Below are 12,214 nucleotides of genomic sequence, written 5' to 3'. Positions count from 1 at the left end.
CGGCCTGCGCTGTCACATCCCCGTCATCCCCCTGTCGCACGATGCGCGGCTGCCCTGCCCTGCCGCCGTGCCCGCCGTCCCGCCTCCTTCCCCTCCTGTCGACCCTTCGGCCCCCGTCTACGGCGCGGACAGTGCCGGGCTGATCTGCGGGTACCGCTTCGCGCCCGGCCTGGCGGCGGTGGAGATCGATTCGGCCGCGGCGGCGCAGTGGCTCGCCGGCCGTGCGGCCGCTGCTGCGGATGCGGCGCCCGACGGGGCCGGCGGCAGCCCGGCCGCAGCGGCTGGCGAGGGCGACGGCCACTTCGTCTGGCTGCACTTCAACCTGGCCCATGCGTCGGCCGAGCGCTGGCTGCAGCGGCATGCGGGGCTGCAGGACACCTTCTTCGAGACGCTGCACGACGGCCTGCAGTCGACCCGGATCGAGCGGGCCGAGCAGTCGCTGGTGGCGGTGGTCAACGACGTGCATTTCGACTTCGCGTTCGAGCCCTCCGACATCTCCACGCTGTGGGTCAGCGTCGACCGGCACCTGGTGGTGACCGCGCGGCACCGCCCGCTGCGGGCGGTGGACCAGCTGCGCATCGCCTGCAAGCGCGGCCAGGCGCTGGAGTCGAGCATCGAGCTGCTGGAGCGGCTGCTGCGGGCGCAGGCCGACGTGCTGGTGGAGATCGTGCGCGGCGTGACCCGGCGGGTGGACCAGGTCGAGGACGAGCTGCTGGCCGGGCGGCCGGTGCACAAGCGGGCGCGGCTCGGCACCCTGCGCCGGCTGCTGGTGCGGCTGCAGCGGCTGCTGGCGCCCGAGCCGGCGGCGCTGTTCCGGCTGCTGCAGCATCCGCCCGACTGGATGGACGACGAAGGCGTGCAGTCGCTGCGCGAATCGAGCGAGGAGTTCTCGGTGGTGCTGCACGACATGTCCTCGCTGCAGGAGCGCATCAAGCTGCTGCAGGAAGAGATCGCCGCCAACGTCAACGAGGACAACAACCGCAGCCTGTTCGTGCTGACGGTGGTGACGGTGCTTGCGCTGCCGATCAACATCCTGGCGGGCCTGTTCGGCATGAACGTGGGAGGCATCCCGCTGGCCGAGCATCCGCACGGCTTCTGGATCGTGGTGGGCATCGTCGCCAGCTTCACCGTGGTGGCGGCCTGGCTGTCGCTGCGCAAGAAATAGCGCAGGCGGCGGAGGTCGCCCCGGTTGCGGCCCTATAGCACCCGGGTATTGAGGGCTGGCGCTACACTTTGCAACAGCCCGACCGTCGGTGCGCCGCACCACCGGACCGGTGCGCCGCGGCGGTGGGGCCAAGGAAGGACTGGGCCATGGTGTGGTGGGTGGACGATCGATTGCAGGAAGAGGCGCGGCTGGAAGCCCTGCAGAGCACCGGGCTGCTCGACACGCCCGCCAGCGAGGGATTCGACCGCATCACCCGCCTGGCCACCGATCTGTTCGGCGTGCCGATCGCCCTGGTGACACTGGTCGACAGCGAGCGCCAGTGGTTCAAGTCGCGGGTGGGCCTGGCGGTGCAGGAGACCACGCGCGGCGATTCCTTCTGCTCGGTGGCGATGACCCGGCCGGGCGTGATGGTGGTGGAGGACGCGCTGCTGGACCCCCGCTTCCGCGACAACGCGCTGGTGGTGGGCGAACCCGGCATCCGCTTCTACGCCGGCGCGCCGCTGGTGCTGCCCTCGGGCCACGCGCTCGGCAGCCTCTGCGTAATCGACCGGGTGCCCCGCAGCTTCAGTGCGGCGCAGTGCGCGCAGCTGCAGGACCTGGCGGCCCTGGCGATGGCGCAGATCGACCTGGCGCGGATGGCCGGCCGGGTCGACGACACCACCCACCTGCCCAACCGCGCCCGCTTCGACGACGACCTGCAGGACATGTGCCTGGCCACGCCGGGCGCGGAGCGCACGCTGGTGATGGCCGAGTTCGTCGCCTACGACGCGCTGCGCGACGCCTCGCGCGCGGTGAACAACGGCCCGCTGGAGCAGCGCATGCGTAGCGCGGCCCGGATGCTGCGTGCCGAGGTGGCCGCCCATTCGCCGCTCTACCACGTGGGCATGGCGCGCTTCGCCTTCTTCCTGGAAGGTTCCGACCGCGCCTGGCAGTCGGCCTTCGTCGAGCGCCTGATGGCGCAGGCGGTGATGCCGGTGCCGGGCGACGTGGCGCTGCTGGAGCTGCAGCCGCGCGCCGGGCTGGTGCGCTTCTGCCTGACGCCCGACGAGGTGCAGGACGTGGCGCGCAAGGCCAGTTCGGCCCTGCACGAGACGCAGCTCCAGGGCCGCAAGCTGGTCTTCTACGAGGCCGACGTCGACGAGCGCTACCGCCGCTCCTACGGCCTGCTGCGCGACCTGCAGCGCGCGATGGGCGAGGGCGAGTTCTTCCTGGTCTACCAGCCCAAGCTCGACACCGCCAGCCTGCGCTACACCGGGGTGGAGGCGCTGATCCGCTGGAACCACCGCAGCTTCGGCCTGGTGTCGCCCTTCGAGTTCATCCCGATGGTGGAGGGCACCGCGCTGATCCACCTGCTGACCGAATGGGTGCTGCACACCGCGCTGGCGCAGCTGGCCCGCTGGGACGCGGAGGGCGGCCCGGCGCTCGGCATGGCGGTCAACGTGTCGGCCCGCAACCTGGAACATCCCGGTTTCCTGCGGATGCTGGCCAACGCCTGCGCACTGCACGGCATCGACCCCGCCCGGCTGCAGATCGAATGCACCGAGAACGCGGTACTGACCGGCAGCGCCACGGTGCAGGCCCTCAAGCGTGCCCGCACGCTCGGCGTGGAGGTGGCGCTGGACGATTTCGGCGTCGGCTACTGCAACCTGGCCTGCCTGCACAGCATGCCGGCCGGCCTGCTGAAGCTCGACCGCTCCCTGATCGACCCGATCGCCATCGATGTCCGCGCCCTGGCCGTGCTGAAGGCGGTGATCGCCATCGGCCAGGCGCTGGGCTACCGGCTGCTGGCCGAGGGCGTGGAGACGGCGGAGGTCTTCGACCAGCTGGTGGCGATGGGCTGCGACGAGATGCAGGGCTACTACCTCTGCCGCCCCGTCGCCGCAGACGCGGTGCTGCCCTTCGTGCAGCAGTGGAACGCGAGCGTGGCCCTGGAGGCGTAGCGGCCGCGGCCGTGCCGGGTGGCGGTTGTGCACCGGCCGATCGCAGGCAGCGTTTCGATGGCGAAAAGAGGCTGGGGCCGGCGATCCAGGCCGGCATGCAGCTATCTATTTTGTAGCGCCGTTCGTTTTGCGGGAGCGCGCAGCCGGCATACGCTGCCCCGCGGCTGTCAGCCGGACGACACGGCGCTCGCCTAGCATGGCCCTTTCGTCCATCCGCAGAGAAAGAGACACGCCATGCCGCACGCATCCGACACCCTCACCCGCCGCACCCTGCTGGCCGGCGCGGCCGCCCTCGCCGGCACCGGCTGCACCGGCCTGGCACCTTCGGCCGCGACCGCCCTGCCGTGGGAGCGCAGCGGCGGCAGCGGCTGGCCGCCGGCACCCGTGCTGATCGGCCACCGCGGCGCTTCGGCCCTGCGGCCCGAGCACACCCTGGCCGCCTACGCCCAGGCCATCGCCGACGGTGCCGACATCATCGAGCCCGATGTCGTCATCACCCGCGACGGCGTGCTGGTGGTGCGGCACGAGAACGCGATCGCCCTCCTGAACCCCGACGGCTCGGTGAAGGAAGCGACCACCGACGTCGCCGACCGCCCGGATTTCGCGGCGCGCAAGACCACCAGGACGATCGACGGCACCGCGATCACCGGCTGGTTCACCGAAGACTTCACCCTGGCCGAGCTGCAGACGCTGCGCGCGCGGGAGCGCATCCCGGCGCTGCGACCGGCCAATGCCCGCTACGACGGGCAGTTCTCCATCCCCACGCTGCAGCAGGTGATCGACCTGGCCCGCACCGAATCGCGGCAGCGCGGCCGCACCATCGGCGTGTACCCCGAGACCAAGCACCCGACGTACTTCCGGTCGATCGGCCAGCCGCTGGAAGCCCCGCTGGTCGCGCTGCTGGAGAAGAACGGGCTGAACCACCGCGACGCGCTGGTCTTCGTGCAGTCGTTCGAGGTGGCCAACCTGCAGCAGCTGCGCAGCATGACCCCGGTGCGCCTTGTGCAGCTGGTCGGCGCCAGCGGCCGGCCCTACGACTTCGTTGCCCGCGGCACCGCCGAGACGCGGCGCTACGCCGACCTGCTGACGCCCGAGGCCCTGCGCGCGATGCGGCGGTATGCCGACGTGGTGGCACCCTACAAGACGCTGGTCGCCCCGGTGCAGGCCGGCCGCGTGGGCCCGCCCACGCCACTGGTGGCCGACGCGCATGCCGCGGGTCTCGCGGTGCACATCTGGACGCTGCGGCCCGAGAACGGCTTCCTGCCCGCCGGCTACCAGCGCGCGCCGGCGGCCGACGGCACCGTGCGCGGCGACAGCGCCGGCGAGATCGACGCCTACCTGCGCGCCGGCGTCGACGGCTTCTTCACCGACGACCCGGCGGTGGGCCGGGCGGCGATCGCGGCATTTTCGGCCGCGCGGCGGGGTTGACCGCAGGCATGCCGGAACGAACGCCTGCCTGCCGCCGGGTAGAGTCGCAGCCCCGCCGCCTCCGCCCCATCCCATGACACCCCTGCAATCCGAAATCCGCCGCCTCTACCTGCCCCTGTCGGCGCGACCGGAGCCGGCGGCCGACGGCGGGGCGCCTGCCGGGTCGCCTCCCGCTTCGCCGTTCTTCGATGCCGACGGCCGCGTCCGCTGCATGGTGATGGAACTGGCCCGCCCGCCGAGCTGGAGGCTGCTCGGCGCGGTGTGGCAGGGCGTGCAGGCCGAGCTGGAGTTGCCGGCGCCGGCGATCGCGGTGTCGGGCACCGACGGGCTGCAGCTCTGGTTCTCGCTGACGGAGCCGGTGGCGGTGGCCGAGGCCCACGCGTTCCTGGAGGGTCTGCGCCGGCGCTTCCTGCCCGAGGTCACCCGCAGCCGGCTGCGCCTGCTGCCGACGGCCGATGCCGCCCACCCCGGCAGGCATGCCGCGCCGGTGCCGGCGCTGCAGGCGGACGGCGACAACTGGTCGGCCTTCGTCGCATCCGACCTGGCGCCCGTCTTCGCCGACACGCCGTGGCTGGACATTCCGCCCAGCGAAGACGGCCAGGCGACGCTGCTGCGTGCGCTGGCGCCGACGAAGCGGGCCGCGTTCGATGCAGGACTGCAGTTGCTGGCTGCACCGCCCCTGCCGATGCCGGCACCGATGCCGCCGCCACCGGCCGCATTGCCGACACCGGCCCCGCACGCGCTGCAGCAGCCGGCAGCCGGCGCCCCGGCTGCGCAGGACCCCCGCCAATTCCTGCTGCAGGTGATGAACGACGCGACCGTGCCCCTGCCGCTGCGCATCGACGCGGCCAAGGCCTTGCTGCCCTGGCCGCAGCGCGAGGGCGGCACGCCGCCCCCGGCGGGGTGAACCGCAGCCCCAGGATGCGGGGGCAGGTGGCCTGACGGCCTTCCGCCCTGCGGTCGCCGCGCACGGCGCGCGGCCGCCATACTGCGGATGCCTGCACGGCCGCAGCCGCATCGCAGATGCGTTCCGCGCCGATGTGTGCAAACGTTTTGCCGGCATTCGTGCGGTTTCTCGCCTTCATCCACCTGCATCTGGCGTTATTCGTCCGGGTGGGTGATGTATTGCGTTACCTCTCTTGCGAAATCTGGTGGAGCTTTGGACGAACGGCATCCCTAGCATCGAGTCTTTTCGGAGAACCCATGGCGCTGCAATCCCCCTTCTTTGGCAAACGAGAGGCCGAACCCTTGAACCCACGTCCTACCCCGCCTGCCGGCTCGTCCTCGATGGCGCTGCCGTCGTCGGCATCGGCGTCGACCTCGTCGGCCGGTTCCTCGCCATTGAGCGGTGCCAGCACCACGGCCGACAGCCGCGCCGCCACGGCTGCGGCCGTCACCTCGGCCGCGGCCGAAGCGGCGGCGCCCAGCGCCAGCAAGCTGACCGTCGGCCCCAACATCAAGCTGAAGGGCGTCGAGATCACCGATTGCGACACGCTCGTGGTCGAGGGCATGGTCGAGGCGACGATGGACTCGCGGGTGATCCACATCGCCGAGCAGGGCGCGTTCAAGGGCTCGGCCGAGATCGACATCGCCGAGATCCACGGCACTTTCGACGGCACGCTGACAGTGCGCGACAAGCTGGTGATCCACGCCACCGGCAAGGTGACCGGCACGGTGCGCTACGGCAAGCTGGTGGTAGAAGAAGGCGGCCAGCTCTCGGGCGAGATCACCTTCGGCTTCGCCGGCGCCGCGCGCGGTGCGGGCAACGGCAGCACCGGTGCAGCCGCCGCATCGTCCTACGGCGCGAGCTCCAACGCGGCGCTGCAGGCCGCCTGAGCCTTTTCCTGCGACAGGCCGACCGGCCGCGCTCGGCAAGGGGCCGGCCGGTTTTACGTTTCCCGGCCGGTGCCGGTCAGGCGAGCGGCGCGATGCCCAGCCGCTGCAGGAACGCCTGGGCCGCGGCCGGCGCCCGCTCCTTCGCGCCGTTGATGAAATAGACGAACACCTCGCGTGGCGCAGCATGGGGCGCCGCATCGGCGGCCTCGATGTGCGGCACGTCCGCGGGCCGGCCGCCCTCGCTCCAGGTGCGGGCCACCGCGGCCCAGCGGTCGAGCGCGGTGGGGCTGTAGCCGGTCGGCTCCGCCGGGTCGGCGCTCATCAGGCGGGCATAGACGAAGCCGGCCGTCACATCGGCGAACGACGGGTACTGCGCCGCATCGGTGAACACGCTGGCGCAGCGGTACCGGCGGGCCAGGGCGAGATAGGCCGGGTCCCGGAAGCTGGGGTGCCGCACGTCCAGCACATGCCGCAGCGGCAGCCCGTCGACGGCCGCGGGCAGCAATTGCAGGAAGGCCTCGGTATCCGCGGCGTCGAAGGCCTTGGTCGGAGCGAACTGCCACACCACCGGGCCGAGCTTGTCGCCCAGTTCGGCCAGGCCGCTGTGCAGGAAGCGGTGCACCGCGTCGCCCGCCTCGGCCAGCACCCGGCGGTGGGTGCAGTAGCGCGACGCCTTCAGGGAGAACATGAAGCCGCCCGGCGTCTCGTCGCGCCACCGGGCGAAGGTGGCGGGCTTCTGCAGGCCGTAGAAGGTGCCGTTGATCTCGATGGCCGGCACCCGGCGGCTCGCGTACTGCAGTTCGCGGCCGTGGGGCAGGCCCTCGGGGTAGAAGGCGCCGCCGCGCCAGGGCTCGAAGGTCCATCCGCCGATGCCGGTGCGGATGCGGTGCGGGCCGGAAGTGCCGCCAGTGCCGCAAGGGGCGGCCGGGGCCGCGCGGGAGTCGTCGGATGCCATCGCTGCTTCTCCTGTTCCCGCACCGCGTGCGGCCGTGGTGGTGGCTGCCGCTGCTGCCAATACCCCACTCTAGCGGCTGTGCCGGCACCGGCGTACAGTCGAAAACCATCGCCTGCCCGGCCGCCGCGCCGCCGCCCACGGAAAGACCCTTTCTCATGAACGCACCCCTGCACCGCGAAATCCCCGCCGGCCTGCTCGACAGCGCCCGCCTGCTCGACGACGTCTCCGCCCGCTGGGACGGCGACATCGTCCGCCAGATCACCGACTACATCGCCATCCCCGCCAAGTCGCCCGCCTTCGAGAAGGACTGGGCCGCGCTCGGCTACCTCGACACCGTGGTGCGCAACGCCGCCGAATGGGTCGAGGCGCAGAAGGTCGAGGGCCTGCAGCTGGAGATCGTGCGCCTGCCCGGACGCACGCCGGTGCTGTTCTTCGACGTGCCGGCCACCGGCACCACCGTCGCCGAGACGGTGCTGATGTACGGCCACCTCGACAAGCAGCCCGAGTTCACCGGATGGCGCAGCGGCCTGGGTCCGTGGACGCCGGTCTACGACGAGGGCAGGCTCTACGGCCGCGGCAGCGCCGACGACGGCTATGCGGTGTACGCGGCCATCGCCGCGGTGCAGGCCCTGAAGGCCCAGGGCGTGGCGCATCCGCGCATCGTGGGGCTGATCGAGACCTGCGAGGAATCGGGCTCCTACGACCTGCTGCCGTATGTCGACGCGCTGCGCACCCGGCTGGGCGACGTGGGCCTGGTGGTGTGCCTGGATTCGGGTGCCGGCAACTACGACCAGCTGTGGCTCACCACCAGCCTGCGCGGCATGGCCGGCGGCATGCTGAAGGTGGAGATCCTGACCGAGGGCGTGCACTCGGGCGACGCCTCGGGCCTGGTGCCTTCGTCGTTCCGCATCCTGCGCAACGTGCTCGACCGGCTGGAGGACAGCGCCACCGGCCGCCTGCTGCCCGCCAGCTTCCACTGCGAAGTGCCGGCCGAGCGGCTGGCCCAGGCGCAGGTCACCGCCGGCATCCTGGGCGACGAGATCTACAAGCGCTTCCCGTGGGCGCACTACGACTGCGGCGGCTCCACCGCCTTCGCGCTGCCCACCACCACCGACCCGGTCGAGGCGCTGCTCAACCGCACCTGGCGCCCCACCCTGAGCGTGACCGGTGCCGACGGCTTCCCCGCGCTGAAAGACGCCGGCAACGTGCTGCGGCCCTACACCGCCTTCAAGCTCAGCCTGCGCCTGCCGCCCCTGGTCGAGGCCGCCGGCGCGGTGCAGGAACTGAAGGCGCTGCTGGAGGACAACGCGCCCTACCAGGCCAAGGTGACCTTCGAAGGCGGCGGCGGCGCCACCGGCTGGAACGCGCCGGCCACCGCTCCCTGGTTCGCCCGCGCGCTCGACGCCGCCAGCCAGGCCCACTACGGCGCCCCCTGCGGCTACATCGGCCAGGGCGGCACCATCCCGCTGATGAACATGCTGAGCCAGGGCTTCCCCCAGGCCCAGATGATGGTCTGCGGCGTGCTGGGCCCGAAGAGCAACGCCCACGGCCCCAACGAGTTCCTGCACGTCCCCTACGCCCGCAAGCTCACCGCCGCGGTGGCCGAAGTGATCGCCGCGATGGCCGCGCCGGTGGAAGCCACCGCTTCTGCATGAAAAAGGGCCGCAGCCGGCGCACTGCGCCGGCTTGTTGCTACAGAAACAGTAGCATCTGCGCTTAGCGAACGGCCCGCTTCGCCAGCACCGGCTGGCTGACGCCCTGGACGCCGACCAGGGCCAGCACCGTCGTCAGGCTGGTCTGGGCGCCCTGCCAGGCGTCGGTCGGGTCCCACCATTCGCCGAGGGCGTGGAAGGCGCCGGTCTTGCCGCCGCTGCCGAGGATGATGGCCGGGATGCCCAGGCCCATCGGCACGTTGGCGTCGGTGCTGGCCGCGCGCAGGGTGGGCTTCCAGCCGGCGGCCAGGATACTGCCCACGGCGGTCTGCACGATCGGCTCGGCCGCGGCGGTGGTGCCGGCGGGGCGGTCGCCGATCAGGGTGCTGGTGGCGGTGATCTTCGGCTCCACGTTCCAGCGGCGGTTCTCCTCGTCCACCCCGCGCTGCACCGCGGCCATGATGTCCTTCTCGGCCGCAAGCAGGGCGGGCAGCGCGTTGGAGCGGATGTCGATCGCCATGTTGGCATCGCCCGCGATGGTGTTGACCGAGGTGCCGCCGCCGACCTTGCCGACGGTGAAGGTGGTCTTGGGATCGGCGGGCACCTGCACGTCGCCGATGTGGGCGATGCTGCGGCCCATCGCATGGATCGCGCTCGGCACCTGGCCGAAGGCGCCGAAGCTGTGGCCGCCCGGGCCCTTGAAGGCCACGTCGTAGCGGTGGCTGCCGGTGCCCTGGTTGAGCACGCCCTCGCCGGTGCCGGGCTCCAGGCCCACCATGCCGTCGATGTCGGCGTGGTCGCGGAACAGCGCCTTCATGCCGCGCAGGTTGCCCAGCTCTTCCTCGCCCACGTTGCCGACGAAGACGATGTCGCCCACCGTCTGCAGCTTGCGCTCGTTCAGGGCCTTGAGCCACGACAGCAGCACCGTCAGGCCGCGGGTGTCGTCGGAAATGCCGGGTGCGTACAGGCGGCCGTCGCGGTCCTTCACCGTCACGTCGGTGCTTTCCGGAAAGACCGTGTCGAGGTGGGCCGACACCACCAGCTTCGGCCCGTTGCCGGTGCCCTTGCGGATGCCGACGGCGTTGCCTTCCTTGTCGATGTGCGCATCGGCCAGGCCCAGCGCCTTCAGGCGGGCGACGAAGTATTCGGCCCGCTTCTGCTCCTTGAACGGCGGCGCGGGAATGGCGGTGAGGGTGCGCAGTTCTTCGATCGTGCGCGGATGGTCGGCCTTCAGGTCGTCCAGCACCTGCTGCACCGGCGCCGCGGCGCGCACCGCCTGCAGGGCCTGCTGCACTGCCGGGCTGGCGGGCGCGGTGGCGGGCGTCTGGGCCCGGGCGGCCGGTGCGAGGGCGACCAGGCCGAGGCCCAGGGCGCAGCAGAGACGGGACAGGGTGTGCGGAAGGCGTGTGTGCATCGTGTGACGGGAGAGAGAGGTTGGAAACGGAAGGAGGAAATCGGAGCGACGCGGTTCGGATATCGGCATACCGGGGCGGCTGGCAGCTGATGTCGCCGCCGCCGTGCCGGCACCTGCCGCTTTATGCAAGAAACAGGCCGCCAGCCGGCGCGGGGCGCCGGCTTCCAGCTACTTTTTCTGTAGCAGGCTGCCGAGCGAGGCCAGCAGATCCTGCGAGGTGCCGGAGGCAGCGCCGTCGGCCGGCACCACGCCCTGCGGCGTGAGCTTGTCGACCAGCACCGGCAGCCACTGGGCCAGCAGCGTCTGGAGCTGCGCCGGGTCCATGCCCAGCCGGCCGGCCAGGCCGGCCAGCAGGTCGCCGCCGAGCGCGTCGTGCACCTGGGCGCCGCTCACCGGCAGGTTGGGGCCGGTGCCGACCCACGACGCCGCCAGGTGTCCCAGGCCGCCCTGCTCGAACCGGTGCAGCAGGCCCGGCAGGCCGCCGAGCGGGTTGTTGGTCGAGGCCAGCATCGGCCCCAGCACGGAGGCCAGCGGCCCCAAGCCCGCGCCCTGGGCGCCCCCGGCGGCGTGGCCCAGGACGGAACCGACGACGGAATCGAGCAGGCCCATGGTGTCTCCTTGTAGGGTGCGGCTGTGCGAAGCGCTCCATTGTGGGCCGCCGCGCGCCGGGCCTTGTATCCAGGATGCAGCGGCGGCGGCCCTGCGGGGCGGCCGGGGCCGGCACCGCACGGCGCCCTATTCGCAGCCCAGGTACTGCCGCAGGTCCTCCACGCTGCGCTGTTCGTTGGGCAGGAGCTGGGGGTTGTCGCCGGTCTGCGGCTGCATCGCCCGGCTGCCGAGCGTGGCGGCGCGGCGGTCGAGCATCGCGCAATCGGCTGCCTGGCGGGCGGGCATGCCGGCGTTGGGCGGCGGCAGGTAGGGCTGCTGCGCGACCGGCGGCGCGACCGGCGGCGCGGCCGGCGGCTGCGGCGGTGCGAAAGTGGCGGGCGACGGCACCGCCGCGGGGATCGGCGTGGTCGCCACCACGTTGTTGTCGGGCTCCACCTGCAGCGCCGCACCACGGCTGCCGGCGGGGCAGGTGCTGTCGGAATAGGTGACCCGGCCGTTGGCGGCGGTGCATTTGGAGAGTGTCTGCACCCGGGGCGCCGTGGCGTCGGGCGGCACCGGCGTGCCCGCCCGGGCATTGCCCGCGGCAGGCGTCTGGGCCTGTGCCGGCAAGCAGGCGCCCAGGGCGACCGCCGCGCCCCAGAGGGCCCCGGCCACCGCCCGCGCACTGCGGCGGCAGGCCGTGGCGAGGACGAGAAGACGTGGCGGATACGACAGCGGATGGTCCATGGCGGCAAGGGGCGGGGGAGACAGCAGGCGATAGTGCCCCAGAGCGCGGTACCGTGCACGCCGCCGTCGGGCGGACGCCAACGCCTTCCGACGGCCGGTGTCACCGGCCACTACTGGCAGAGCAATACTCGTCCAGAGCAGATTCACCGCCAGCCGAGGAAGCCCGCGAATCCCAACATGCCCTTACGCATGAGGTACTCCAGAAACAGTTGAGCCCCATCCAGTCGGGCGTCCGGCTACGTAAACATGTAGGACTGGGCAGAGTCCGAACGGGCCTGCCGTCCTTCGCCGTTGCGCCATGCCGCTGGCTAAATTAAATTCCAACGGACCTGAAAAGCCCCTTGCCGGACCGACTTCCGGCACGCTCTGACGGCCCCGCAATATTGCGGGGCTGCTGCTTTTCCCGGTCCAGAAATGGATTTCCCGGTGCACAAGAATCCTGTCGAAACGCCCTACAACGGTGGCCAACCGTACCTGCCGCCCCCCCAG

The 12,214-nt window shown here is 71.9% G+C and carries 10 protein-coding genes; 6 read left to right on the top strand and 4 right to left on the bottom strand.

The genetic code is table 11. From position 1 onward, the window contains the following. Positions 1–67: 67 nt before the first annotated feature. The 5 genes from ASE76_RS05755 (at position 68) to ASE76_RS05735 (ending at position 6,369) form a co-directional block, all read left to right on the top strand. The gene (locus ASE76_RS05755; protein WP_055836115.1) at positions 68–1,165 is read left to right on the top strand and encodes a transporter; all 1,098 of its coding nucleotides are present in this window, start codon (positions 68–70) and stop codon (positions 1,163–1,165) included. 146 nt (positions 1,166–1,311) lie between these two features. After that, a complete protein-coding gene (locus tag ASE76_RS05750) occupies positions 1,312–3,105 on the top strand; it encodes a bifunctional diguanylate cyclase/phosphodiesterase (protein ID WP_055836113.1) in 1,794 nt (597 codons plus the stop codon). A 234-nt stretch (positions 3,106–3,339) separates the two neighbouring features. Beyond that, the gene (locus ASE76_RS05745; protein WP_082448043.1) at positions 3,340–4,533 is read left to right on the top strand and encodes a glycerophosphodiester phosphodiesterase; all 1,194 of its coding nucleotides are present in this window, start codon (positions 3,340–3,342) and stop codon (positions 4,531–4,533) included. Between the two features lie 73 nt (positions 4,534–4,606). Then, positions 4,607–5,440, top strand: coding sequence for a hypothetical protein (locus ASE76_RS05740; RefSeq protein WP_055836110.1), 834 nt, complete (start codon positions 4,607–4,609; stop codon positions 5,438–5,440). 296 nt (positions 5,441–5,736) lie between these two features. Next, a complete protein-coding gene (locus ASE76_RS05735; RefSeq protein WP_055836107.1) occupies positions 5,737–6,369 on the top strand; it encodes a polymer-forming cytoskeletal protein in 633 nt (210 codons plus the stop codon). A 76-nt stretch (positions 6,370–6,445) separates the two neighbouring features. Here ASE76_RS05735 and ASE76_RS05730 read toward each other — a convergent pair whose 3' ends face one another. After that, the gene (locus tag ASE76_RS05730; protein WP_082448041.1) at positions 6,446–7,324 is read right to left on the bottom strand and encodes a DUF72 domain-containing protein; all 879 of its coding nucleotides are present in this window, start codon (positions 7,322–7,324) and stop codon (positions 6,446–6,448) included. A gap of 155 nt (positions 7,325–7,479) precedes the next feature. Between ASE76_RS05730 and ASE76_RS05725 the strand changes: the two genes are divergently transcribed. Further along, positions 7,480–8,979, top strand: a complete 1,500-nt coding sequence (locus ASE76_RS05725; protein ID WP_055836104.1) for a M20/M25/M40 family metallo-hydrolase — start codon at positions 7,480–7,482, stop codon at positions 8,977–8,979. Positions 8,980–9,040: 61 nt separating this feature from the next. On the opposite strand, the gene ASE76_RS05720 is transcribed toward ASE76_RS05725, so the two are convergent. From ASE76_RS05720 to ASE76_RS05710, 3 genes are all read right to left on the bottom strand, one after another. After that, on the bottom strand, positions 9,041–10,390 hold the full coding sequence (locus tag ASE76_RS05720; RefSeq protein WP_055836101.1) for a M20/M25/M40 family metallo-hydrolase: 1,350 nt from the start codon (positions 10,388–10,390) through the stop codon (positions 9,041–9,043). 168 nt (positions 10,391–10,558) lie between these two features. Next, complete coding sequence (locus ASE76_RS05715; protein ID WP_055836099.1) at positions 10,559–10,999, bottom strand: YidB family protein; 441 nt, start codon at positions 10,997–10,999, stop codon at positions 10,559–10,561. Positions 11,000–11,125: 126 nt separating this feature from the next. Continuing rightward, positions 11,126–11,725 (bottom strand): DUF4124 domain-containing protein, encoded by a 600-nt coding sequence (locus ASE76_RS05710; protein WP_055836096.1) that lies wholly within the window; start codon positions 11,723–11,725, stop codon positions 11,126–11,128. Positions 11,726–12,214 lie beyond the last annotated feature (489 nt).

The organism is Xylophilus sp. Leaf220, assembly GCF_001421705.1.
Taxonomy (GTDB): Bacteria; Pseudomonadota; Gammaproteobacteria; order Burkholderiales; family Burkholderiaceae_C; genus Xylophilus.
Note: the sequence above shows the minus strand (reverse complement) of the source record. Positions and strands in the feature narration are given on the sequence as shown.

Excerpts from the sequence above, each read along its gene's own strand:
- ASE76_RS05725 (WP_055836104.1), top strand. The coding sequence starts at position 7,480 with ATGAACGCACCCCTGCACCGCGAAATCCCCGCCGGCCTGCTCGACAGC.
- ASE76_RS05715 (WP_055836099.1), bottom strand. The coding sequence starts at position 10,999 with ATGGGCCTGCTCGATTCCGTCGTCGGTTCCGTCCTGGGCCACGCCGCC.
- ASE76_RS05720 (WP_055836101.1), bottom strand. The coding sequence starts at position 10,390 with ATGCACACACGCCTTCCGCACACCCTGTCCCGTCTCTGCTGCGCCCTG.
- ASE76_RS05750 (WP_055836113.1), top strand. The coding sequence starts at position 1,312 with ATGGTGTGGTGGGTGGACGATCGATTGCAGGAAGAGGCGCGGCTGGAA.
- ASE76_RS05735 (WP_055836107.1), top strand. The coding sequence starts at position 5,737 with ATGGCGCTGCAATCCCCCTTCTTTGGCAAACGAGAGGCCGAACCCTTG.
- ASE76_RS05710 (WP_055836096.1), bottom strand. The coding sequence starts at position 11,725 with ATGGACCATCCGCTGTCGTATCCGCCACGTCTTCTCGTCCTCGCCACG.
- ASE76_RS05740 (WP_055836110.1), top strand. The coding sequence starts at position 4,607 with ATGACACCCCTGCAATCCGAAATCCGCCGCCTCTACCTGCCCCTGTCG.
- ASE76_RS05730 (WP_082448041.1), bottom strand. The coding sequence starts at position 7,324 with ATGGCATCCGACGACTCCCGCGCGGCCCCGGCCGCCCCTTGCGGCACT.
- ASE76_RS05745 (WP_082448043.1), top strand. The coding sequence starts at position 3,340 with ATGCCGCACGCATCCGACACCCTCACCCGCCGCACCCTGCTGGCCGGC.